The organism is Arthrobacter alpinus (genome assembly GCF_900105965.1).
GTDB classification, from domain to species: Bacteria; Actinomycetota; Actinomycetes; order Actinomycetales; family Micrococcaceae; genus Specibacter; species Specibacter alpinus.
In genome coordinates, this window is the sequence record NZ_FNTV01000001.1 from 3,784,985 (window position 1) to 3,808,532 (window position 23,548).

Here is a 23,548-nt window from a genome sequence, read left to right on the forward strand (position 1 = left end):
TACAGTGTGACACATGACGTCACAACGTACCAGCACATTGGCGGACCAACAGCTGCTTGCAGCCATTCGGGACCAGGTGGTGCTGCACGGCGTGCGCCGCACCACGGCCAACGGCATTGCCGAGCGGGCCGGGATTTCCCGCATGACGTTCTATCGCCGCATGGGGTCGGTGGAGAACGCCGTGCTGGCGGCCCTGACCCAGGAATTCCGCTCCTACGCAGCCAGCGTGCACAACGGGATCCCGGCTGGCACGGGCCGCCAGCGGCTGGTCCACTTTGCCGTCGAGAGCGTGCGCGTGTTCGCCACCTCGGAGCTGCTGGCGTCCATCGCCGAACGGGACCCGGAATTCCTCATCCCCTATGTGACGGACAGGTTCGGGGCGAGCCAAAAGCTCATCCTCGACGAGTTGCACGGCATGCTCGATGACGGGATCGCCGACGGCAGCATCGAGGCAGGAAACGGAACTCCTACCGCGGTGTTGCTGGCCGCCCAGGGCGTTGCGCTCTCCTCACGGGTCCTGCTGAAAATGGGCACCTTCGATGACACGCTGGCGGAATTGGGGAGGATGCTGGAACGCTACCTCACCCCGTCGAACCTCAAGGCTGTGGTGGAAGCATGACCCCGGATGTCGTGTCCAACCGCAGCTGGATCAATGACCACACCCGCCGCCGCTCCCTCGAGCATGTTGCCGGGCACACCGTGGACGTGGCAGTGGTTGGCGGCGGCATCACGGGGGCCGGCGTGGCGCTCGACGCGGCGAGCCGGGGACTGAGCGTGGCGCTGTTGGAGAGCCACGACCTGGCGTCCGGCACCAGCGGCTACAGCTCCAAGCTGGTCCACGGCGGGCTGCGCTACCTGGCCAAGATGGACTTTGGCGTGGCCTGGGAATCGGCCGTGGAGCGACGCTGGCTCATGGACAGGATTGCCCCGCACCTGGTCCACCCCCTCGGTTTTGTCATCCCCGACGCCCGCAGTGCACCGGCCTGGGAAGGCCTCACGGCCGGGGCCGGCGTGGTCATCTATGACGTGTTGCGCAGGTTGTCCGGGCTGCGCAGCAGGGTCCTGCCGCGCCCCCAGCTGCTCTCCAGTCAGACTGTGGCGGCACTCGCCCCGGCGCTCGACCCGGCGGGTCTGCGCCGCGGCTATCTGTACTGGGACGGCCAGGTGGTGGACGACGCCCGGCTGGTCTTGGGCGTGGCCCGCACAGCCGCCAGCCACGGCGCACACATATTGCGCGACGTGGAAGCCACAGCCCTGACTGCGGAATCCGTGGCAGCCGTTGACCGAAGGACGGGGGAGTCGGTGGGCATCAGGGCCCGGACGGTGGTCAACGCCACGGGAGTGTGGGCCGCCGACTTTGAGCCGCAGTTGCGCGTGACCCCCAGCCGCGGCACCCACCTGGTGGTGCGGGCCGAACGGTTGGGCAACCCCCACGCCGCGCACACCGTCGCGGTCCCTGGCCGCTTTGGCAGGTACGTTTTTGTGCTGCCCCAGCCCGGCGGCGTCGTCTACATCGGGCTGACCGACGAGGAAGACCACAATGCCGACGGCCACAGCCCCCTCGTCCCGGAGCACGATATCGACTTCCTCCTGGATATTGTCAATACAACTCTGACCGTGCCCCTGGCACGCGACGACGTGGTGGGCTCCTTTGCCGGACTGCGTCCCCTGGTCGAGGCCGCGCACGCCGACGGCCCCGATGGAACCGCCGACATTTCCCGCAGGCACCTCATCCGGGACGTACCGGGTGCGCCCATCACGGTGGTCGGCGGAAAGATGACCACCTACCGCCGCATGGCCCAGGACGCGGTGGACGCCGCAGTATCCCGGCTGGGCGTAGATGCCCCGTGCCGCACCAAGAAGCTGCCGCTCGTGGGGGCCGCGAGTGCGGCAACACTTGGCGGGATTGCGGCGCCGGATCGGCTCGTGGCCAGGTACGGCACCGAGGCAGCCGACGTGCACGATCTCGGCCGCCAGGACCCGTCCCTCGCCGAACCACTGTTTGAGGGCACAGACATCACGGGCGCGGAGCTGTTGTTCGCGGTGCTCGCGGAGGGGGCGTTCACCGTGGAGGACCTGCTGGAACGCCGCACACGCCTGGCCTTTGTGCCCGCCGACGCGCAGCAAGCCCGCGGCCCCGCCCGCAGCATCCTGGCTCTCGCCGCATCGTGGGCGCCGGGCAAGGAAGCGCAGAAGTGACGGCAAACAGTGGTGCCGGAGCGTGGGTGCGTGGCAGGGCCCTGCTCCTGGTCAACCCGACGTCGGGCCGCGGCCGCGCGCTGCGGCTGCTGCCACGGACGGCCGCGGCGCTGCGTGCTGCCGGTTGCTCCCTGGAGGTGTCCACCACCGAAAGCCTTGCCGACGCCACGGAGCAGGCACGCCTTGCTCCGGCCGGAACTCTCGTGGCGGTTCTGGGCGGTGACGGCTTCTTGGGCGCCGCCGCCGCAGGGGCACGGGAGTCGGGCGCCGTCGTTCTTCCCCTGGCCGGCGGGCGAGGCAACGACACAGTGCGCCGTCTCGGTCTGGCCCTCAACCCGGTCAAGGCCGTGCAGGGCCTGGACCGCCTGACCGTGCGCGAGCTCGATCTTGGTCTCGCCAACGGACGTCCCTATCTGGGCGTCGCCAATGCGGGCTTTGATGGTCTGGCTAACGAATACGGCAACGACGCGCGCCTGAATCTGGGGCCGTTTGTGTACCTGTACGGCGGGATCAGGGCATTCCTGGACTGGAAGAACGTGACCTTCACTGTGTCAGTGGATGGCAAGGAGACCAGCTTCCCCGGCTGGCTTGTGGCCGTCGGAAATGTTGGCCAATACGGGGGAGGCCTGCGCATTTGTCCGCAAGCCAAGGCCGACGACGGCCGGCTTGACGTTGTCTCGCTGGGACGGGCCACGATTCTTGGCGTGGCAGCCACCTATCTGCGCTCCTACCGAGGCAGCCATCTGGGGCAGCGCAACGTCATTTTCACCCGGGGCAGCGCCGTGAGCATCAGTGCCAGCAAACCGCTGAATCTCTACGCCGACGGCGAGAAGGTAGCGACGTTGCCCGCGCTGATGGAAGTTCTGCCCCGGGCAGTGAAGTTCCTGGTCCCGGCCAATTCACTGGCAATGGACTAGTCGGAAGTTTCCCCATCGGAGGTGCTGGCAGTCGGGGCTGGACGGCGTCGGCCGGCAAAGGGCCAGACGATCGTTAGAGCCCCCAGAACCACCAGAATGAAAGCTTCGCCGGGGAACGCAAAGACGCGCAAGACAATCGCAGCGGCAAGGTAGGGCAGTGCCGCCCACTTCAGCGGGTTGTGTTTGAGGCGGCTGCCCCAGGCAAAGAGCATGAGCGCAAAGAACAAGCTCAGCTCAAAGCGTGCCGACCACTCAACGAAGAAGAAGATGGCGCCAACAATGACCAGGACTCCGGCAGCCGAGATGGTTTGCCGGCGAGCCTCCGTACCCTTCGTGAAGGACAGTGGAGCCCACAGCAGCGCCGCGCAGATGGCCGGGAGCAAAGGAGTGAGGAAGAATACGGGTGCACTGATGGTGGCGGGGTCGCCTGCGCCGAGGAACAGCATCAGGGCCGAAAGTAGTGCACCCAGGCCGGCGGTCATGAAGACCAGCCCGTTTACGGCCGGTGCTTCCTGAACTGCGATGGCGGTTTCGGCGGCTTCGGCCCGGAGTGTGTGGTGATTCTTCATTCCTCAATCCTCGCAGCTTTGTGCGCGGCCGGAATTCAGTTAAGTGTGCGGGTGCCTTCCGGCAGGGACCCATTGTTCATGAGGGCCGTGGCGGCGTCGGCCAACGCCGTCAGGGCCACTCGCTGCGTCCACGGACCGTAGGAGATTCGGGCAACACCCAACTCCTGGAGCTTGGCCGGCGAAAGCGATCCGGGGACATTGATGACGCTCACCTTTCCGTGTCCTATGCCGGCCACGAGTGCCTTGACGGTGGGTTCGTCAAGTTTGCCGGGAACGAAGATGCAGGCCGCGCCGACCTCCAGGTAGGCGCGGCCACGTTCGATGGCGGCGTCGAGGACTTCGCGGGGGTCATGGTCCGCACCGCGCAGGAACGCATCGGTGCGGGCGTTCAGGACAAAGTCGATTCCTTCTGCAGCTCCCGCGTCCGCGGCCGCTTTCATCTGCGCCACGGAGTGTGCGAGCGGCTGCATCTGGTCCTCGATGTTGGCCCCCACAACGCCAACGCCAATAGCCTTCCGGACCGTTTCACCCGGATTGCCGTAGCCGCGGTCCAGATCAGCAGTGACGGGGAGATCGGTTGCAGCAGCGATGCGGCCCACGGCCTCAAGCATGGTGGCCAGCGGGATGTGCTCTCCGTCTTCGTAACCAAAGGACGCGGCAATGGAGTGGCCGGCCGTGGCCAGGGCCTGGGTGCCGGGGATGTCCGCGATCACCTTCGCCGTGATGGCATCCCAGACATTGACCAACTGCAAAATTTCTGGGGCTTGATGGAGGCGGAGCAGCTTGGTGGCCTTGGACGCAGTCTTTTCCTGTATGGGATTCATGGTTTCAGCGTAGCCCCGGGCAGGCCACAAGTCACCGGGTATCCAGATCCTCAAAGATGAGGAACGTTTGGGTATCCAGCACGCCGGGCATGGACTGCAACGTATCGAAGATAACTCGCCGAAGTCCCTGGTTGTCCTCGGCACGCACCAGCAAGATCACATCAAAATCGCCGCCGACCAAGGCAATGTGTGCCACCTCGGGGATGGCCCGCAGCTCCTCCCGCAGCTCCCGCCACACATGCTGGCTGACCTTCAGGGTTACGTAGGCGCTCGATTTCAGCCCGGCCTTAACCGGATCCACCAACGCAGTGAACTTGGTCAGCACCCCCGTTGAGGTGAGCCGCGAAATCCTGGCATAGGCGTGGGCGCGGGAAATATGGACGTTCTCGGCCACCACGCTGACGGACATTCGGCCATCGCGAGTGAGCTCCGCAAGGATGCGCCGGTCAACATCATCCATCTGGACGGTGGTATTCGATTCCATGGTTCTCCTTATCTTTTGTCTTTGAGAATATGCGCAGAGTGCGAAAAGTTCCAGAGTTTCCCGCATTTAAGGCGACAATCCTCTGGCAATCGCATACTGAAGCTAGCGGAACATCTTTGGCTTTTTCAGTGGAAGGAACGAGCGTTCAATGACGAACCATCCGGAATTCATGCAGTACCCCGGAAACGCCGTCTTGGCGGCCGGTCACCAGGGCCAGTACCTGCTGCCCTCCAGCACCCCGGTCCAGCTGATTGCCCCGGACGGAACGGCGAATACAGGCACGGCCAGCGCGGGCAAGTACAAGGAAAACTACGAGCTGCCGGACGTGTCAACCCTGCTCGAGGGCTATGGTCAATTGATGCTGGGCCGGCGCATCAACGAACAGGCCGGAGCATTGGTGCGGCAGGGGCGGATGGCGGTGTATCCGTCGTCGTTCGGGCAGGAAGCCTGCCAAGTCGCGGCCTACACGAGCCTGCGGCGCAGCGACTGGCTCTTCGCCACATACCGGGACACCGTGGCCATTCTGGGACGCGGCGTGGCACCCATGGAAGTCTTCGAATCGCTGCGCGGGGATTGGCACAGCGGCTTTGATCCCCACCAGTACAACACCGGGCTGCCCGCCACCCCGCTCTCCACCCAGCTGCTGCATGCCGTGGGGGTGGCGCATGCTGCCAAACTCCGCGGCGAGGACACAGTGGTGCTGGCCATGTGCGGCGACGGTGCCACGAGTGAAGGCGACTTCCATGAAGCCCTGAACTTTGCTGCCGTGTTCCATGTGCCAGTGGTCTTCTTGATTCAAAACAACCAGTACGCCATCTCCGTGCCGCTCATCCATCAGTCCGTGGCGCCGTCACTGGCCCACAAGGCCATTGGCTATGGCATGCCAGGAGAGCGTGTTGACGGGAACGATCTCGCCGCACTGCTGGCGGTGCTGGGCAGTGCTGTGGCGCGGGCGCGCAACGGTGGCGGCCCCGCCCTGGTGGAGGCACACACCTACCGGATGGAGGCCCACACCAACGCCGATGATTCCACCCGGTACCGGAGCTCCGAGGAGGTGGCTCAGTGGGTGCCCAAGGATCCCTTGGTCCGGCTCAAAAAATACCTGCACGACGCCGGACACCTCAGTGCCGCCGAGACCGATGGTTTCGCCGTTGCTGCGGAGCAAGTGGCCAAGGCGTTGCGGGACGGCTTGAATACATCCACATCACCGGATCCGTTGGACATGTTCCGATTCGTATACAGCGAACCCACGCCGCAATTGCAGGCGCAAAGCCGGATGTTGGCCGCTGAGCTGGCCGCAGCCCACCCAGGAACCCAAGGAGCCCAGCCATGACTGCCACACCCGTCATGAACCTGGTGGAGCTTACCGGGGTGCAGAACCTGACCTTCGCCAAAGCCCTGACACTGGCCATGGCCGACGCCATGGACGCCGATTCGGCCGTGGTTGTTTTTGGTGAGGACGTGGGCAGGCTGGGCGGTGTGTTCCGTGTGACGGACGGACTTTCGGCCCGCTTCGGGGAAGAACGCTGCTTTGACACGCCGCTGGCTGAATCCGGCATCGTGGGTATGGCCACCGGGATGGCCATCAACGGCATGCGCCCCGTGGTGGAGATGCAGTTTGACGCCTTCGCCTACCCGGCCTTCGAGCAGATCGCCAGTCATGTGGCCAAGATGGGCAACCGAACCCGCGGGCGCGTCCGGCTGCCGCTGGTTATCCGCATCCCTTATGCCGGCGGCATTGGCGGGGTGGAGCACCACTGCGATTCCTCGGAAAGCTACTACGCCCACACTCCGGGCCTGAGCGTCCTCACGCCGTCGAACGTCCAGGACGCCTACATCATGCTGCGCGATGCCATCAATTCCCCGGACCCCGTGGTGTTCATGGAGCCGAAAAAGTTGTACTTCTCCAAGGACACGGTTGACCTGGATGCCTTGCGCGCCCGGTATTCTCCGGCTGCCGAACGCGGCGGGGCCAGCGCGGTTCCCTCCAGCATTGGGCAGGCCGCAGTGATCCGCGAGGGTACCGACGCCACGCTCATAGCCTACGGACCATCTGTGGCACCCGCGCTCGCGGCCGCCGAAACCGCCGCCGCTGAGGGAAGATCCCTGCAGGTGATTGACGTGCGCTCCCTCGTCCCGTTCGACGACGAGACCATAAGTGCCGCCGTGCGCTCCACGGGCCGGGTCGTGGTGATCGCCGAGGCCCCCGGCTTTGCCTCGATGGCTTCTGAGATTGCCGCCCGAATCCAGGAACGCTGCTTCCATTCGCTCGCGGCGCCGGTCCTTCGGGTAACCGGCTTCGATGTCCCCTACCCCGCACCGAAACTTGAAAAACACTATCTGCCCGGCGTAGACCGGATCCTGGACGCCGTGGACCGGCTCCAATGGGAGGAATCATGAGCGTGCAAACCACCGGACAGATCTTCTTGCTCCCGGATTTGGGTGAAGGGCTGGTCGAAGCCGAACTGGTCACCTGGCTCGTCGCCGTGGGGGATGAGGTCCGTATTGACCAGCCCATCGCCGAAGTTGAAACGGCTAAATCCGTGGTGGAGGTGCCCTCGCCTTTCGAAGGAACCGTGGTCACACTGCACGGTGCCGAGGGCGAGACGCTAGAGGTGGGAAAGCCGTTGATCACGATCGCTTCTGCCGGCGGTGACCCCGCCGAAGCCACTTCCACAGGCGGCGCCCCAGGATCGGGCAATGTACTCATTGGTTACGGGACCACCGAGGTTGGAGGTCCCGGCCGCAGCCGTCCTGCTGTCCAGGCGGCACCGAGGATGCCGCTCGTCGTTTCGCCACTCGTGCGGAAACTGGCCCAGGACCATGGAATTGCTCTCGCCAGCATCCACGGTTCGGGCAGTGAAGGCCTGATCCTGCGCTCAGACGTTGAGGCGGCCATGCTTGAACCAGTAACGCACACCATGCCAAGCCAGCAACCGCAGCGGGCGGGGGAGATGTCCGGCGTCGTCGATCAACGAACGGGGCTGGCCGAGGTTGGGAGAACGCCGCTTACAGGTGTCAAGAAGGCGGCGGCCGCGGCGATGGTGCGGAGCCGTCGCGAGATCCCGGAGGCCACCGTGTGGGTGGATGTGGATGCAACGGCGTTGTTGGAGCTGCGGCAGGGACTGAAGGCTCAGGGTTCGGCACCGGGAATGTTGGCGTTCGTGACTCGGTTTGTGGTGGCGGGGCTGGGCAATTTCCCACAACTGAATATGGCGCTGGTGTCGGGCGGGGGCCAGGATGAACTCGTGGAATTTGATGGGATCAACGTTGGCTTCGCCACGCAGACCGAGCGTGGATTGGTGGTGCCCGTGCTTCGAAATGCCCAAGGGCGCAGCGCCAGGGAGCTTGACGGGGCCATTCGTGAACTGACCGACCGGGCGCTTGGTGGGAAGGCTGCCCCGGCCGAGCTGGGCGGTGGAACCTTCACGATTAACAACTATGGGGTTCTGGGCGTGGACGGATCCGCCGCCATCATCAACTACCCCGAGGCTGCCATGTTGGGGCTGGGACGGATTGTGGACAAGCCGTGGGTTGTGGACGGAGAATTGTGCGTGCGCAAAATGACGGAGCTGACGCTGGCCTTTGACCATCGTGTGTGCGACGGCGCCGTTGCTGCCGGATTCCTGCGCTTCGTGGCCGATGCCATCGAAAACCCTGCCAGTATCCTCGCTGATCTCTAATGCCCCAGACATGGCAGGAGCTCGGTGGCGGCTGTTTTGTGCTGCCTGGCAATGAGGCCCGGGTGCTGGTCAACACTGGCTTGGTAGTTGGTGCCCAGCGGGCGCTCGTGATCGACACCGGTTGCGGACCCCGCCACGCCGCGGAGATTCTGGCAGCCGTGCGCACGGTAACCACCTTGCCTCTGGTGGGGGTCAATACCCACGCCCACTGGGATCATTTCTTTGGCAATGCCACGTTCAAGGAAGCCGGACTTACCGAGCTGTGGGCACACAAAGCGGCCGCGCAAACAATGGCGGACACGGGGGAGTCTCAGCGGCGCTTTGTCGCGGGCGCGGAACCGGACATGGCTGCGGCAACCGGTCCCGGGACGGAGATTGTGCTGCCCGCCCATCACGTTGGCGCCGAAACGGTAGTGCTGGATCTAGGAGGCGTGGAGGTGGAGCTGTTCACGTTGGGTCCCGGGCACAGCAGCGGAGACCTCATGGTGGGCGCTCCGGGCGTGCTATTTGCCGGAGATGTGCTCGAAGTTGGTGCGGCCCCGGACTACGAGGACGCTTTCCCTTCGGAATGGGCTGCCGTGCTGCGCCGGTTGGCGGGCATGGGTGAGAAGTACCCCGTCATGGTGCCCGGGCACGGCCGTCCGGTGGATGCCGGCTTTGCCGCGCACATGGCCGAGGTCGTCGCCGCAGCGCCGTAAGTGGGGACGGGTCTAGAGTTGTGCCAGTGAGCAAAGCAGCCGACCCTCAAGACTTCAACCTTTGGTCCATCGCCATTCCGGCGTTTGGGCCGTCACTGTTGTTTGGCATTGGTGAGGGCGCCATTTTGCCCGTCATCCCGCTCAGTGCCAGGGATATGGGTTCCTCCTTGGCGGGTGCCGCACTAGTGGTCTCCCTCATCGGCATAGGATCGCTGGTCAGCAACATCCCGGCATCCATCATTACGGCGAAATTTGGTGAGCGCCTCGGCATGCTTGGGGCCTCCGCGCTGAGCCTGGTTGCCATGCTCATCTGCGTGTTTTGCCACAACCTCTGGGCCTTTGGTGCCGGAGTGTTTTTGATAGGCGTGGCCTCGGCCGTGTTCCATCTGGCTCGCCAGAGTTATCTCACCGAGGCGGTGCCGCCGCTCATGCGCGCACGGGCCATGTCCACCCTGGGCGGTGTGGGGCGAATCGGACTTTTCGCGGGCCCGTTCATTGGAGCCCTCCTTATTCATCTGGTCGGACTACCTGGCGCATACTGGGTTGCGGCAGTGGCTGTCACGGCCGCCGGGGTTGTCGCCTGGTGGCTGCCGGATCTGGTCAATGCCGACGGTGCGGCACCGGCAGGACCGAAAGTCACTGTCGTCTCGTTGCTGGCCACCCACCGAAAAGTGTTTCTAACGGTTGGCATCGGCGTGCTGCTGGTCAGCTCCGTGCGGTCTTCGCGTCAAGTGGTGGTACCGCTCTGGGCAGACAATCTGGGACTCAACCCAGCCGTGACATCACTGATCTACGGGCTGTCCGGGGCCATCGACATGCTGGTGTTTTACCCGGCCGGCAAGGTCATGGACAAGAAGGGACGGATTGCCGTGGCCGTTCCCTCCATGGTGCTCATGGGCGTTTCGCTGCTCCTCATGCCACTAACCACAGGTGCCTTTTCGTTGCTGCTGGTGGCTTTGCTGATCGGTTTTGGAAACGGCATTGGTTCCGGACTCATCATGACCCTGGGGGCGGACTACTCTCCGCGCAATGGCAGGGCCCAATTCCTGGGTATCTGGAGATTCATGGCGGACGCCGGCGGATCAAGCGGTCCGGCCATCTTGGCTGGACTCACGGCCGCCGTGACGCTCCCGTTCGGCATCGCAGCAACGGGACTGTTGGGTCTGGGTGCGGCAGCAATGTTGGGCTACTCGATTCCCCGCAACAGACCCGTATCGCGCTAGCTCGCTAGCGAAAGCTCCGGCGTCGTACGGGCAGGGTCACCAGCAGTGTGCTGGCAAAGGTCAAGCCATAGCCAACAGCGATGATCAGGCACACGCCCACAAGGAAGAAACTGGTGGTGCTGGTGTCTTCGGCGCCCATGACGGAACTGTAAATCAGTGCGCCTGACGCCAAGGCGAGCACGGCCAGCAGGGCTGCCAGTGCGGTCCACCAGCGCCTCGAGGCCCAGTGCTCTCCCGAGCCGAGCCACACATTCCACCGCGAACCACTGCGCATAACCACATGCGCGGCCAGTGCTGTCCAGAAGGCCACCACAAAGAAGGCAGCAACAACATCGGCGGGTCGGTGCCATTGGTTGATGAGCGTCGACATGCCGGCCACGATGGCGTAGCTGCCGCCAACAAAGGCGGCGGCGGGGCGCCATCGTGGCGAGACCACGAGGAACACGGCGGCCGCGGCACTGGCGGCGAGCGTACTGTGTCCCGAGGGCAGCGAGTTCAGCGCGAGCGTATTGACGCCAAGCTCTGGACGGTCCGGCAGCAGTGCCTTAATGAGCTGGGTGGAGAGATTCGCGGCGGCCATGGCGGCGATGGCAATACCGGCGGCCTTCCATCGTCGCCGGGCCAGGGTGACAAAGAGGACCACCAGCGTGGCGAGAACCACGGAGGTGGCAGGCAAATAATCCAGCACCTGGGCCGTTTGCGTGCCGATCCGCTGGCGGGCCACGACCGCCTCCACCAGGGCAGATTCGTCAATGAACTGGCCAGTGGCCGTTTCTACAAAAAACCGGTAGCTCAACACCAAACCGGCCAAACTTATGAGCGCCGCAACCAGGAATGGCCACGCGGAAATGCGTTCAACAACACGGCCGGACGGGCCTGAGCGGTGAGATGCGGCATGGGTATTCATCACTTCTAGGTTCCCACAGTTTCATGGGAGATTGCTGACCACCGGGCTACAGTGAAGACATGTTTTCACTCCCTACGCTCGATGCGATCCTGTCCTCCGCCCACGTGGTCTCCTTGCCCATGCGGGTGAAGTTCAGGGGTGTGGTGACCCGTGAGGTCATGGTTTTTGAAGGCCCGGCAGGCTGGGGTGAGTTTGGTCCGTTCCTGGAGTACGACGACGAAGAGTCCTCCCGCTGGTTGGCCGCGGCTTTGGAGGCTGGCTGGCTTGGGTACCCGGCGCCGGTGCGTGACTGGGTTCCCGTGAATGCGACAGTTCCTGCGGTTTCCGCCGCCGAGGTGCCCTCCGTGTTGGGGGCTTTTGACGCCGTCCACACCGTGAAGATCAAGGTTGCCGAGGCAGGCCAGTCCATGTCGGATGACGCCGCCCGGGTGGGTGCCGTGCGGCATTTGCTGCCCGAGGCCAAGATCCGGGTGGACGCGAATGGGGGTTGGGGCGTTGATCAGGCAGTTTCGGCACTGCGCATGTTGAGTGTCTTTGGGTTGGAGTATGCAGAGCAGCCTGTCGCCACAATTGCCGAGATGGCGGCCGTGCGCACGGCGCTTTCCGGTTCTGTCCTGATCGCTGCCGACGAAAGCGTTCGCAAGGCCACGGATCCTCTCGCCGTGGCCCGAGCCGGGGCCGCCGATCTCCTGGTGGTCAAGGCCGCCCCCTTGGGTGGAGTCCGGCGTGCGCTGGAGATCGTGGCGGAGGCCGGACTGCCAGCAGTGGTCAGTTCCGCACTGGACTCCTCGGTGGGTATTGGCACCGGCTTGGCACTGGCGGCCGCGCTGCCGGAGCTGCCCTTCGCCTGCGGTTTGGGCACAGTGTCCTTGATGGCAGCGGATGTGGCCACGCCGTCGCTTGTCGCCGTGGATGGTGGCATGGAAGTTCGGAACGTTGTGGCCGATCCGGAGTTGCTTGCACGGTTCGCCGCACCGGCCGAGCGTCGGGATTGGTGGCTGGACCGGCTCCGCCGCACTTACGCCCTGCTCCAAAGCCCGGTGCCTGGCCTAAAGGGCGGGTGGATAGAGTAGGGAGCGTGACTTTACTTAGCTCCATGGATGCCGCCCGTTATGTTGTCGATGCTCTGGAACGCGCAGGGATTGCTCATGTGGTGGTGGCCCCGGGATCCCGCAGCGCCCCGCTCGTTTACGCCCTCGCCGAAGCAGAAGCCGATGGCAGGCTGAGCAATTACGTGCGCGTTGACGAACGGGTGGCCGGTTTCACGGCGCTGGGTCTGGCCTTGGCGTCAGGTGTTCCAGCCGCCATTGTGACCACTTCCGGCACGGCCGTGGGTAATCTCCTTCCTGCCGTCATGGAGGCCAACCACGGCGGAACCCCCTTGCTTGTCCTATCCGCCGACCGCCCCGAAGAGCTTCGAGGCACCGGAGCCAACCAAACAACGCAGCAGCTGGATCTCTTTGGTGAGCATGTCCGTTTTGCCACTGACGTCCCGGCCGGGGTGGATCCCACGAGCGCCATTGCCACTGCACTGAGCGCAGCTCGCGGGCATATCGAGGGGATCCCTGCCGGGCCCGTGCAGGTCAACCTGGCGTTCCGCGACCCCCTGACCCCTGCCCTGGATGGTTCGGAATGGGAACGCCTCCTGCCTGAGATTGAGGTTCCTTCCGCTCCTGAAACACTTGAATCCGACGACGGAACCTCCGACGCCAGCGATGTTGCCTCGGGTGTGACGTCCGTTCCGGGCAGCGGTGTTCCAGCCGCCCTGCCGTCCAGCAGTCACAGGACGGTGGTGGTGGCCGGTCACGGAGCCGGGGTGGAAGCTGAATACTTTGCGCGAATGCTCGGATTGCCCCTCTTGGCCGAGCCTTCTTCCAATGCGCGCTTTGGGCCCAATGCCATTGGCCCTTACCGCTTGCTGTTGGAGAAGTTCGGCCCCGACAGCGCCATGCCCATTGAACGGGTGGTGCTCTTTGGGCGACCAACACTCTCGCGCCAGATAAGCGGGCTGCTCGCCAATCCGAACCTTGAACGGGCGCTTTTTCTGCCCAACCCCGTGCCGTGGTTTGAGGCCGGGCGCCGCACAGAATTGATCTTGACTCAGTGGGATCAGCTGGTGGGCTTCGCAGGACACGGGCCCGCAGGCTGGCTGAGTGCGTGGCATCAGGTGGCTGCCATGGCTGAGGCGGCGCTGGAAAGTGTCTTGGCTGGTGCCGCGACCACTGGCGGTGAACTGAGCGGACCGGAGGTGGCCCGTCATGTCTGGTCCCGGGCACAAAAGGAACCCGGCAGCAACCTCATGCTTGGTTCCTCCAATCCCATCCGCGACGTTGATCTGGCAGGAAAGCCAACGCCCGGGAACAATGTCACGACCTTCGCCAATCGTGGCCTGGCCGGCATTGACGGAACCCTTGCCACGGCAACCGGCATTGCCCTCGCCACGAGGGAGGCAACTCGGGTGCTGCTTGGTGATGTGACCTTCCTGCATGATTCCGGGGCACTGAACATTGGGCCCACCGAACAAGTGCCCAACGTTCAGGTGATTGTCCTTAACGATGCCGGCGGTGGCATCTTCTCGGTCTTGGAGCACGGAACGCTGGGGAAGGCGCCCAACTATGCTTCCGCCGTCGAACGCTTCTTTGGCACGCCGCACACGGTGAAGCTCGCGGCCCTCGCCACTGCCTACGGTTGGGACCACACCCTGGTTAGAACGGCGGCCGAACTTGTCACTGCACTCGCCGGACCCGTTGAGGGGCGGCAGATCATCGAGGTGGCGGCCAGCCGTGACGGGCTGCGGGACTTGCATGCCAACATCAAGGCGGCCCTAGCCGCCGACTAGCCGCGACTTGATGCATGTGGTGCTCGTATCCTTGGTACAGCAGGTGCACAGCCGGTGCATAGGAGCCTCTGATGGAGTGAATAACATGACAAACTCACCGCATCCCGATCACGACCGAGGCCTCGAATTTGACCTGGGCACCATGTTCACTCGCCGGCGCACGCTCGGGTTGATGCTTGGCGCAGGGGCAGTTGCCGGATTGGCGGCCTGCACGCCGGCCGGCAACGGCGCCCCTGCCTCAGCTGCCGCAACCTCGACCGCCGCCCCGACAACGGCCACGGCCGGCACACCGGAGGCTACGGCCCAGGTCACTCGCGCCCTTGCAGAATGCACCGCCGCCACGGCCGACACCCCGGAGGAGACCGGCGGACCCTACCCCGCCGATGGTTCCAACGGGCCCGATGTCCTCACGGCCTCAGGCGTGGTTCGTCAAGACATCACGGCCAGTTTTGGCTCGTCAACCACCAAGGCTGAGGGCGTTCCGCTGACAGTCACGTTGACGCTTTTGGACAATGCCCAGGGCTGCAAACCGCTGGCCGGGGCCGCTGTTTACGCGTGGCACGCCACGAAGGACGGCAAATATTCGCTGTACGACCAGGGGCTGGAGAACGAGAACTTCCTGCGTGGGGTTCAGGAGGCCGATGCCAACGGCCAGCTCACCTTCACCACGATCTTCCCGGGAGCCTACAACGGCCGTTGGCCGCATATCCACTTTGAGGTATTTGAGAGCATGTCCAATGCCACCTCAGCCGGTCAGATCCTGCGCACATCCCAAATTGCCATGACGGAGGCTTCCTGCAAGGAGGTGTACGCGTCAACAGGGTATGAATCCAGCCAGCAGAATTTCCCCAACACCCCTCTGGCTGCCGACATGGTTTTTGGTGACGACGGCGGCGTTCACCAATTGGCGTCAACGTCCGGGGCGGTGGAAACCGGGTACACCGCGGCCTTGAACGTCATCATCTGACACCGCGACAAGGGGCAGATTGGTGCTGGGGTCGCGATTCCCGGAGCGGGGATGGATTTTGAGGGTCGCCCAGCGACCGAGAAAATCTTACTGCCCGCGAGGGAATCGCAACCCCGGCACCGCCAAAGCACTACAGGACCCGGCTGAGGAATTCCTTGGTGCGGTGATGCTGGGGGTTGGAGATGATGTCGCGCGGTTTACCGCTCTCCACCACCACGCCGCCGTCCATGAAGGTCAGGGTGTCGCCAACCTCGCGGGCGAAACCGATTTCGTGAGTCACCACGATCATGGTCATGCCTGACTTGGCCAGATTCTTCATCACTTCCAGGACGTCGCCCACCAGCTCCGGGTCAAGGGCTGAGGTGGGCTCATCGAAGAGCATCAACTCCGGCTCCATGGCCAAGGCGCGGGCAATGGCAACACGCTGCTGCTGCCCGCCGGAAAGCTGCGAGGGGTAGAAATCGGCGCGGTCTGAAAGGCCCACCATTTCCAGTAGCTCGCGCGCCTTCAACTTGGCGGCGGCCTTCGACTGGCGCTTCACCTGAGTGGGCGCCTCGATCACGTTTTGCAGGGCCGTCTTGTGCGGGAACAAGTTGAAGCGCTGGAACACCATGCCGATCTCGCGGCGCTGTGCCGCGATCGCCTTCGTGTTCAGATCATGCAGCTTGCCGTTGACTTCCTTGAAGCCAATGAGGTCATCGTGGACGTAGATCCGTCCGGCGCTGATGGTCTCCAGAAGGTTGATGCAGCGCAAGAGCGTTGATTTGCCGGAACCGGACGGGCCGATGATTACCGAGACCTCGCCCGGTTTTACCGTCATGTCGATGCCCTTGAGCACGTGGTGCTCACCAAAGAACTTGTGCACACCCTGGATTTCCACGAGCGGCTTGGGAGCAGCGTGGGCAGGGCTGGTTGTTGAGGTGGTTTCAGTCATTACTTGCCACCTTCCGTGGTCTCATCGGCGCCGTCAATCGGCTTGGCATGAGCCGCCGCAACGGCGGCCGTTGCCTTGACGGGAGCCTTCATGACGTTGTCAACACCCTTGCCGAAGTGCTTTTCAATGTAGTACTGGCCAACCATCAAGACCGAGGTGATCACCAGGTACCAGAACGCCGCAACCATCAACAACGGAATGGGCAGGAAGGTCCGGCTCGCCAAGGCATTGGTGACGAACGTCAGGTCCAAGGTGAACGGTACGGCCAAAACCAGCGATGTGGTCTTGAGCATGCCGATGGTCTCGTTGCCGGTGGGAGGAATGATCACACGCATGGCCTGGGGCAGGATGATCCGCCACATGACCTTTGAACGGCGCATTCCGAGGGCCTCGGCAGCTTCCATCTGACCGTTGTCCACAGACTTCAGGCCGGCACGGAAAATCTCGGCCAGGTACGCGGATTCGTTGAGACCAAGGCCCACGATGGCGGCCACAGTGGCGTTGATAACCGTGGCGGTATCCCAGGAAAAGAGCTCGGGGCCAAAAGGAACCCCCACGATGATCTTGGGATAAAGAGCACCAATGGATCCCCAGAACAACAGCTGTGTGTACACGGGCGTGCCGCGGAAGAACCAGACCCAGACCCAGGAAACATACCTGAACAACGGGTTGTCCGATTGCCGCATGAACGCCAACAGGATGGCCAGCACAATGGCAATGACCATGGAGGTCACCGTCAGGATGAGTGTCCAGCCAACGCCTTGAATAACAAGGACGTCAAGGACGTAGGCCCTGAAAGTTCCCCAGTAGAACTTCTCGTTGGTGGTCATCGATTGGATGGCAAGGATGAGCGCCAGCAAGATGAATGCGGCACCGACCCACCGCCACGGGTGACGGACGGGGACCGCGTCGATCAGGTCCACATCCGCACTTCCGCCAGTGGCAGCCCTTCGTGAGCTTAGGCGGCTCAAGGGTTAGCCAGCCGTCGGGTTCAGGACGGCTGCCTTCAATGCGCCGTCCTGGTTGTTCCAGGTGGTGAGAATCTTGTTGTAGCTGCCATCTTCGATGAGCTTGTTCATGACCTTTTCAATGACGGCGGCAAATTCGGTGTCGGACTTGGCGATCGCGATGCCCTGCTCGGCAGAGTCATAGGTTTCGCCCAAGGTTTCCAGCTGGCCGTTGGTCTTGGCCAAGGCGTTGTTGATGATGGGGGTATCGGCGCTCATGGCGTCAATCGTGCCGCCCACCAGGCGGGTGGTAACTTCCGTCTGGTTCTTCAAGGAAACTATCTCGATAGCCGCCTTGCCGTCGGCAACACACTTGGCTGAGCGGTCCTTTACATCGGGATCTTCTTCAACCGTGCCGGTCTGAACGCCGATCTTTTTACCGCAGAGATCGTCCATGCTGATGCCCTTGGGGTTACCCTTCTGTACGGCCCACAGGACGCCAGCGTTGAAGTAGCTCACAAAGTTCACGGCCTCGGAGCGTTCCGGGTTGATCGTGAAGGAGGAGATGCCCAGATCGTAAACGGTACCGATCTTGGGAATGATGGAGGAGAAGTCGGCTGTGTGGACAACAGCCTTCTTGCCCAGCGTTGCCGCGATGGCCTTGGCGATGTCCACGTCGTAGCCGATCGGAGTCTGGCCATCCTTGTCCAGGAATTCAGCGGGCTCGTATGACGTGTCCGAACCGACCTCGAGAGTCGCCTTGTCCTTGAGTGCCGCGGGCAACAGCGCGATCAGCGCATCGTCTTTGGCAACCGTGCTCGGGTCAAAAGCGGCAGCCTGCGAGGGGCCTCCCGTGCTGTCGGTGCCGCCATCCTGGGATGCAGTGGTGCAGCCGGTCAGGGCCAAGGCTGCGGCGGCCGCAACTGCGGCCAAGCGAATGGTCAGCTTGGATGAGATTTGCATGGTTATCCCTTTGTTTCTTGGAGCACTTGATTCCTGGGGGCACTGTCTAATGAAAACTAGTGTATATCGCTGTGATTTGCATCACGGTAAACTACATTTGACTATTGAACAACTTACCAGCCTGTCTGGCAAGACCCTCTACTCGGCCTCTGTCCGGGATTCCGGACAGCCAAGGGGGTGCTGGGGCCCGCTAAGGATGGTGCGGAAGGTTCAAGGCCTGAAGCATGGGCCGGAATTTGGCCCACGTTTCCGCCAGCTCGGCGGCAGGGTCCGAGGCTTCCACGATGCCTGCCCCGGCATAGAGGCGAACATTGTGTTCATCCTCGAGCATGGCTCCGCGCAAGGCAATGCCCCACTCGCCGTTGCCGGCACCATCGAGCCAACCTACTGGTCCGGCGTAGGGGCCGCGGTCCATCTTTTCCAGTTCAAGGATCAGTTCCCCGGCGTCCTCGCGGGGCGTCCCGCACACGGCCGCCGTGGGATGGAGCGCCTCAACAAGGGCCAAAGACGTAGGGAGGTGGCCGTTGGAGCTGGCAAGTTCGGCGGTGACATCGGAGGCCAAATGCCACACATTGGGGAGCTCCAAGATGAACGGCTCCGTGGGGAAAGAGAGGTCCGTTGCGAAGGGAGCCAGCTGCCGGGTCAGGGACCGAACGGCAAAGTCATGTTCCTGGCGCTGCTTGGCCGAGCCGCCCAAAACGGCAGTAGCAAATCCGGTGGATCCGGCGGGTTCATCCTCGCGGTCCAGAGTCCCGGCCAGGACCCTGGCCTGTGCCGTGGAGCCGTCCACCTTGATGAGGATTTCCGGCGTTGCCCCGACCAGGCCGCGCACGGCATAGGTCCAGCACTCATCGTATAGACGGACCAATCGTTGCAGAATTGAAACTCTCTGCACGGGTTCCGGGAAGGTGGCCACCACATCCCTGGCCAAAACCACCTTTTCCAGCCCGCCGCGCACAATCGCTTCCACCCCGGCCGCAACGGTTTTCTTCCACTGTTCCTCTGTCAGTGCGCCTGACCGCACGGTGCCCGCGGAGGGGGTGTCCGGCGTCGAATTTTCAGCAGCAGCCGAAGCAGCGGCTGTCCGCAACAGGGCCAAGGCGGAATCCACCGTGGGGACCGTACCGTCGAGGGTCAACTGGGTGAGCCAAGCCGTGCCGCTGGAAAAACCCACCACCACGGAGGGGAGTATCAGCAGGGAATCGAAGGCGCTGGTCTTGGAGAACGCGAAAGAGCCAAAGGCCATGGCGCCGGTGCCGGGCATCCGCACGGAATCCTCAATCGCGGCGTGGGCCAGCAGATCCTTCCACCACGCTTCCGCGTCGGCGAAGCGAGACGGGCCGGAACTTGTAAATGAAGCAATTTCACCGAAGCCCAGCAGGCCTTCGCCGCGGCGCAGCCAGCACAAGGGATCCGTGGCGGAATTCTTGTGCAGCAAGCTGGCCGGTCCGGTGATGCCGAGTTCACCCAGCGTGGCTAGGTCCAATGCCGTGGTCAGTGTGCGCAGCGGATGGGTGCCCAAGGAAGCAGTCATGATGGTTCAAGATTACTCGCCCGGGGCGGATTCGCGTTCAGGGACGCAAGAAGCGTGCTGTGGCGCGGTCCAGGCCGGTGTGATGGCCCACAACTACGCCACCTCAATGCGCGAACCAGGGCAAAGTTTGAGACACTAAAGGGGTGAACCGTGCATCCTTGGATAAGCGTCCGGAAGAAATGGCAGCCATGTTTGACGACGTGGCCCCGAACTACGACATCGTCAATGACATCTTGTCCATGGGCCAGACCCGCCGGTGGCGCCGCGTTGTGGTTGACGCGGTTGGTGCCGTCCCCGGCCAGCGTGTCCTGGATCTGGCCGCAGGAACCGGAACCTCCAGCGAACCGTACGCCGATGCCGGCGTCCACGTGGTTGCCTGCGATTTTTCCGTTGGCATGCTCAAGGTGGGCAAACGTCGCCGCCCGGACATCGATTTTGTTGCCGGAGATGCCACCAACCTGCCGTTCGCGGATGATTCCTTCGATGCCTCCACCATCTCCTTCGGGCTGCGCAACGTGGTTGACCCGAAGAAGGCACTGCGCGAGATGCTGCGCGTGACCAAGCCCGGTGGCACCTTGGTGGTGGCCGAATTCTCACACCCAACTTTCTCCCCGTTCCGGACCGTTTACACCGAGTACCTCATGCGCGCCCTGCCGCCGATCGCCAAGAAGGTGGCCTCCAACCCGGACGCCTACGTCTACCTGGCCGAGTCCATCCGGGCATGGCCCAACCAGGACAATTTGTCCGCCTGGCTCACCGAGGCCGGGTGGGAATCGGTGAAATACCGGAATCTCAGCGGCGGCATCGTGGCCGTACACCGCGCTACCAAGCCCCACACAGCATGAAGGTATTGATAGTAGGCGCCGGCCCCGCCGGATCCACCGCGGCCTACCATCTGGCATCTGCGGGCCTCGAGGTCACAGTGCTGGAAAAGACCCGTTTCCCGCGTGAAAAGGTCTGTGGTGACGGCCTGACCCCGCGCGCCGTACGGGAAATGCAGCTCATGGGCCTGCCGCACGATCCAGCAGAAGGTTGGCGCCGCAACAAGGGCCTGCGCCTGATTGCCGGCGGCCGCCAGATCGAGGTCCCTTGGCCCGAACTAAGCAACTTCCCCAATTACGGGCTCATCCGCACCCGGCTTGGCTTTGACGAATCACTGGCCGCCCATGCCCGCGGCGCCGGCGCCGTGATCCTGGAAGGACACTCGGTTTCCACCGTCTTGACGGACGACGCCGGAACCGTGGTGGGTGCCAGGGCGTCGCTTTTGGATGACGCAGGGAGGAAGACGGGCGAAAGCGCGGACTTCTTCGCCGATATTGTCCTCGCCGCCGATGGCAACTCCACCCGCACCGCCGTCTCGCACGGCTTTGCCAAGCGTGATGACCGGCCCATGGGCGTTGCTTACCGCACCTACTTCACCTCGCCACGCCACGACGAAGAGTGGATGGAGGGTTGGCTGGAGCTGTCCTCGCCGGATGGCAAGGTGCTCCCCGGTTACGGGTGGGTGTTCGGCGTCGGCGACGGCACGGCCAATGTTGGGCTGGGAATCCTGAACTCGTCCAAGGAATTTGGCAAGCTGGACTACCGTCAGGTTTTGCGTGACTGGACCGCCGGCATGCCGGCCGAATGGGGGTTCACCCCTGAGAACCAGGTGGGCCCCATCCGTGGAGCTGCGCTTCCCATGGGCTTCAACAGGACCCCGCATTACTCCGACGGTCTGATGTTGCTGGGCGATTCCGGTGGCATGGTGAGCCCCTTCAACGGTGAGGGTATTTCCTACGCCATGGAATCTGGCCGGTATGCGGCTGATTCCATTGTCCGAGCGGCAGGAACCAACTCCTCCTTGGCCGCCAACCATGCGCTCTCCGGCTACTCCGACTTCATCCGCGATCAATGGGGCAGCCACTTCACCTTGGGCCGCGCCTTTGCATCCCTCATTGGCAACCCCGGCATTATGAAACTGGCCTTGCGCACGGGTATGCCGATGCCGATTCTGATGCGCTTTGTGGTCCGCCTGATGGCCAATCTCACGGACACAAGTGAACGTGGTTTTGAGGATAGAGTGATTCATCTACTGGAAAAGTTGGTTCCGGCCACCAGTAACCAGGAGAGCAACCGAACGTCCAAGCAAGAATCCCTACCAATAGTTAGTGTTAAGCAGTGACTACTTCCGCGAACCATAGCTGGACCCATGCAGGTCAAGGGCGCCCTGAACAGCACGATCCGAACCCCAGCACCATGGCTATTGCCACGGGGCTGCAACTGCCGGCAGGATTTTCGGCCGTCGCAGAGGACGCTGATCTGGGACCCTCCATTTCGCTGGGAATGGCGAAGGTGGAAAAGGTGCTGCGAGAGGCCATTGCACACTCCGATCCTCTAGCGGACGCAACGAGCCGCCACTTGGTGGAAGCCGGGGGCAAGCGCATCCGCCCGCTGTTGGCCCTTCTTGCCGCCCACCTCGGGGACCCGGAACGGAAGGAAGTGGTGCAGGCCGCCGTCGTCGTTGAACTGACGCACCTGGCCACGCTCTACCACGACGACGTCATGGATTCGGCCCCGTTCCGCCGCGGAGCGCCCACAGCCCATGAGGTCTGGGGCAACACGGTCGCCATCCTGACTGGCGACCTCATTTTTGCCCGCGCCTCGATCCTGGTCTCGCAACTCGGTGGCCGGGCACTGGAAATTCAGGCCCGCACTTTTGAGCGCCTGTGCCTGGGCCAGCTGCATGAGACGGTTGGTCCGCGCGAGGACGAAGACCCCATCGATCACTACCTGTCAGTTATTGCAGATAAGACGGCCTCGCTGGTGGCCGCCTCGGGTCAGCTTGGCGCCATTTTCGCCGGCGTGCCGGAGGAACTGCAAAACGTCATGCTGGAATACGGTGAAAAGGTTGGCGTTGCCTTCCAGTTGGCCGACGATGTCATCGACGTGACCGGGCTGAAGAAGGTTTCCGGCAAGTCGCCCGGTACGGATCTGCGTGAAGGCATCCCCACCCTTCCGGTGCTGTTGCTGCGCAAGGCAGCAGCCAAGGGCGATGCCGACGCCGACAAGGTGTTGACACTTGTCGACGGCGATCTGTCCAGCGATGAAGCCCTGGCCGAGGCCGTTGACGCTCTTCGTGGACACCCGGTTACCGCCGAGTCCTGGGCCGTGGCCCGGGAATGGTCGGACTCCGCCATTTCCGCACTCGAACCCATGCCGGAGGGCATCGTCAAGAGCGCATTGATGAGCTTTGCCGAAGCCGTGGTTTCTCGCGACGTTTAGCCTCTGATGACCCCAAGCTGGGGGAGATTGAAGGGGCTCGTCCGCTCCTCGCTGTCATTCCAGTGCGTGGGGGCATTGCGACGCCGGGCCTCGGCTTCAGCGGCAGTGGCCAGTCCGGCGTCGTCCACTGTGAGCAGCATGCCGCTGTGCTGGAGGTTGAAGAAGCGGATGGCAATCCGCCGCCCATTCACATTCCACACGCACGCCTGAACGATCGGATCGTGCCACGGGTTGACGCCTTCGCCATAAATGGTGGCGAAGTGCTGCCGAAAATCCTCATACCCCTGCCGGGTGGAGGGGTTGTCGGTGTCCATGGACGTGTAGAGCTGCAGGCTGACGCCCATGAATCGGCCGTTGAAGGAGTTCCACGATGAGGAGATCTGACCGGGCTGCTTGGTTGACAGGGCGTAGTGGGCCAAAGGCGACGCCGGCACGGGATCGTCCCAGCTGGCGCCCGAGGTGAACCCCAAGCGCTGGAACAAGGATTTCCTCTCCGCTTCGGAGCGAGGCCAGATGCCCTCGATGAGTTTTTCCACCAGCCCGACAATCGCTACCGGGTCCGGAACTAGCGCGCTTCTTTGCTCCTGTGCATCCAT

At 63.3% G+C, this 23,548-nt stretch carries 23 protein-coding genes; 14 read left to right on the forward strand and 9 right to left on the reverse strand.

What is annotated here, in order from left to right:
* The first annotated feature begins 13 nt into the window (after positions 1-13).
* From BLV41_RS17330 to BLV41_RS17340, 3 genes are read left to right on the forward strand one after another with little or no spacing between them, the layout of a single operon-like run.
* Complete coding sequence (locus BLV41_RS17330; RefSeq protein WP_083360850.1) at positions 14-619, forward strand: TetR/AcrR family transcriptional regulator; 606 nt, start codon at positions 14-16, stop codon at positions 617-619.
* Positions 616-2,199, forward strand: a complete 1,584-nt coding sequence (locus BLV41_RS17335) for a glycerol-3-phosphate dehydrogenase/oxidase (RefSeq protein WP_074712724.1) — start codon at positions 616-618, stop codon at positions 2,197-2,199. Before BLV41_RS17330 ends, BLV41_RS17335 begins: the two co-directional genes overlap by 4 nt.
* Positions 2,196-3,116: a diacylglycerol/lipid kinase family protein gene (locus tag BLV41_RS17340; protein WP_074712725.1), complete on the forward strand. Its 921-nt coding sequence runs from the start codon at positions 2,196-2,198 to the stop codon at positions 3,114-3,116. The genes BLV41_RS17335 and BLV41_RS17340 overlap by 4 nt, the downstream gene beginning before the upstream one ends.
* On the opposite strand, the gene BLV41_RS17345 is transcribed toward BLV41_RS17340, so the two are convergent.
* From BLV41_RS17345 to BLV41_RS17355, 3 genes are read right to left on the reverse strand one after another with little or no spacing between them, the layout of a single operon-like run.
* A complete protein-coding gene (locus tag BLV41_RS17345; protein ID WP_074712726.1) occupies positions 3,113-3,685 on the reverse strand; it encodes a hypothetical protein in 573 nt (190 codons plus the stop codon). The two genes, BLV41_RS17340 and BLV41_RS17345, sit on opposite strands and share 4 nt — an antisense overlap.
* Before the next feature lie 35 nt (positions 3,686-3,720).
* Positions 3,721-4,509, reverse strand: coding sequence for an isocitrate lyase/PEP mutase family protein (locus BLV41_RS17350; protein ID WP_074713416.1), 789 nt, complete (start codon positions 4,507-4,509; stop codon positions 3,721-3,723).
* A 31-nt stretch (positions 4,510-4,540) separates the two neighbouring features.
* The gene (locus tag BLV41_RS17355; RefSeq protein WP_044576005.1) at positions 4,541-4,993 is read right to left on the reverse strand and encodes an Lrp/AsnC family transcriptional regulator; all 453 of its coding nucleotides are present in this window, start codon (positions 4,991-4,993) and stop codon (positions 4,541-4,543) included.
* A 169-nt stretch (positions 4,994-5,162) separates the two neighbouring features.
* On the opposite strand from BLV41_RS17355, the gene BLV41_RS17360 reads away from it, so the two are divergent.
* From BLV41_RS17360 to BLV41_RS17380, 5 genes are read left to right on the forward strand one after another with little or no spacing between them, the layout of a single operon-like run.
* Positions 5,163-6,326, forward strand: a complete 1,164-nt coding sequence (locus tag BLV41_RS17360; RefSeq protein WP_074713417.1) for a thiamine pyrophosphate-dependent enzyme — start codon at positions 5,163-5,165, stop codon at positions 6,324-6,326.
* Positions 6,323-7,393: an alpha-ketoacid dehydrogenase subunit beta gene (locus BLV41_RS17365; RefSeq protein ID WP_074712727.1), complete on the forward strand. Its 1,071-nt coding sequence runs from the start codon at positions 6,323-6,325 to the stop codon at positions 7,391-7,393. Before BLV41_RS17360 ends, BLV41_RS17365 begins: the two co-directional genes overlap by 4 nt.
* Complete coding sequence (locus tag BLV41_RS17370) at positions 7,390-8,676, forward strand: dihydrolipoamide acetyltransferase family protein (RefSeq protein ID WP_244516956.1); 1,287 nt, start codon at positions 7,390-7,392, stop codon at positions 8,674-8,676. Before BLV41_RS17365 ends, BLV41_RS17370 begins: the two co-directional genes overlap by 4 nt.
* Positions 8,676-9,374 carry an MBL fold metallo-hydrolase gene (locus tag BLV41_RS17375; RefSeq protein ID WP_074712729.1) on the forward strand — a complete coding sequence of 233 codons (699 nt, stop codon included), beginning with the start codon at positions 8,676-8,678 and terminating at the stop codon, positions 9,372-9,374. Before BLV41_RS17370 ends, BLV41_RS17375 begins: the two co-directional genes overlap by 1 nt.
* A gap of 26 nt (positions 9,375-9,400) precedes the next feature.
* Complete coding sequence (locus BLV41_RS17380; protein ID WP_074712730.1) at positions 9,401-10,597, forward strand: MFS transporter; 1,197 nt, start codon at positions 9,401-9,403, stop codon at positions 10,595-10,597.
* Between the two features lie 4 nt (positions 10,598-10,601).
* Here BLV41_RS17380 and BLV41_RS17385 read toward each other — a convergent pair whose 3' ends face one another.
* A complete protein-coding gene (locus BLV41_RS17385; RefSeq protein ID WP_074712731.1) occupies positions 10,602-11,504 on the reverse strand; it encodes a phosphatase PAP2 family protein in 903 nt (300 codons plus the stop codon).
* Between the two features lie 59 nt (positions 11,505-11,563).
* Here BLV41_RS17385 and BLV41_RS17390 point away from each other — a divergent pair, with 59 nt between their 5' ends.
* The 3 genes from BLV41_RS17390 to BLV41_RS17400 all read left to right on the forward strand — a co-directional run bounded on the left by BLV41_RS17390 (position 11,564) and on the right by BLV41_RS17400 (position 15,310).
* On the forward strand, positions 11,564-12,577 hold the full coding sequence (locus BLV41_RS17390; RefSeq protein WP_074712732.1) for an o-succinylbenzoate synthase: 1,014 nt from the start codon (positions 11,564-11,566) through the stop codon (positions 12,575-12,577).
* 23 nt (positions 12,578-12,600) lie between these two features.
* On the forward strand, positions 12,601-14,343 hold the full coding sequence (gene menD / locus BLV41_RS17395; protein ID WP_074712733.1) for a 2-succinyl-5-enolpyruvyl-6-hydroxy-3-cyclohexene-1-carboxylic-acid synthase: 1,743 nt from the start codon (positions 12,601-12,603) through the stop codon (positions 14,341-14,343).
* A gap of 85 nt (positions 14,344-14,428) precedes the next feature.
* On the forward strand, positions 14,429-15,310 hold the full coding sequence (locus BLV41_RS17400) for an intradiol ring-cleavage dioxygenase (protein WP_074712734.1): 882 nt from the start codon (positions 14,429-14,431) through the stop codon (positions 15,308-15,310).
* Positions 15,311-15,440: 130 nt separating this feature from the next.
* Here BLV41_RS17400 and BLV41_RS17405 read toward each other — a convergent pair whose 3' ends face one another.
* The 4 genes from BLV41_RS17405 to BLV41_RS17420 all read right to left on the reverse strand — a co-directional run bounded on the left by BLV41_RS17405 (position 15,441) and on the right by BLV41_RS17420 (position 19,688).
* Positions 15,441-16,244 (reverse strand): amino acid ABC transporter ATP-binding protein, encoded by an 804-nt coding sequence (locus BLV41_RS17405; protein WP_044576021.1) that lies wholly within the window; start codon positions 16,242-16,244, stop codon positions 15,441-15,443.
* The gene (locus BLV41_RS17410; protein WP_244516957.1) at positions 16,244-17,215 is read right to left on the reverse strand and encodes an amino acid ABC transporter permease; all 972 of its coding nucleotides are present in this window, start codon (positions 17,213-17,215) and stop codon (positions 16,244-16,246) included. Before BLV41_RS17410 ends, BLV41_RS17405 begins: the two co-directional genes overlap by 1 nt.
* A gap of 3 nt (positions 17,216-17,218) precedes the next feature.
* Complete coding sequence (locus tag BLV41_RS17415) at positions 17,219-18,154, reverse strand: ABC transporter substrate-binding protein (protein ID WP_044576026.1); 936 nt, start codon at positions 18,152-18,154, stop codon at positions 17,219-17,221.
* Between the two features lie 190 nt (positions 18,155-18,344).
* Complete coding sequence (locus BLV41_RS17420; RefSeq protein WP_074712736.1) at positions 18,345-19,688, reverse strand: isochorismate synthase; 1,344 nt, start codon at positions 19,686-19,688, stop codon at positions 18,345-18,347.
* A gap of 143 nt (positions 19,689-19,831) precedes the next feature.
* On the opposite strand from BLV41_RS17420, the gene BLV41_RS17425 reads away from it, so the two are divergent.
* Genes BLV41_RS17425 through BLV41_RS17435 form a run of 3 tightly spaced genes read left to right on the forward strand, consistent with a single transcriptional unit; the run spans position 19,832 to position 22,952 of the window.
* Positions 19,832-20,533 carry a demethylmenaquinone methyltransferase gene (locus tag BLV41_RS17425; RefSeq protein ID WP_074712737.1) on the forward strand — a complete coding sequence of 234 codons (702 nt, stop codon included), beginning with the start codon at positions 19,832-19,834 and terminating at the stop codon, positions 20,531-20,533.
* On the forward strand, positions 20,530-21,852 hold the full coding sequence (locus BLV41_RS17430; protein ID WP_074712738.1) for a geranylgeranyl reductase family protein: 1,323 nt from the start codon (positions 20,530-20,532) through the stop codon (positions 21,850-21,852). Before BLV41_RS17425 ends, BLV41_RS17430 begins: the two co-directional genes overlap by 4 nt.
* The gene (locus BLV41_RS17435; protein WP_074712739.1) at positions 21,849-22,952 is read left to right on the forward strand and encodes a polyprenyl synthetase family protein; all 1,104 of its coding nucleotides are present in this window, start codon (positions 21,849-21,851) and stop codon (positions 22,950-22,952) included. Before BLV41_RS17430 ends, BLV41_RS17435 begins: the two co-directional genes overlap by 4 nt.
* Here BLV41_RS17435 and BLV41_RS17440 read toward each other — a convergent pair.
* On the reverse strand, positions 22,949-23,548 hold the full coding sequence (locus BLV41_RS17440) for a hypothetical protein (protein WP_074712740.1): 600 nt from the start codon (positions 23,546-23,548) through the stop codon (positions 22,949-22,951). The two genes, BLV41_RS17435 and BLV41_RS17440, sit on opposite strands and share 4 nt — an antisense overlap.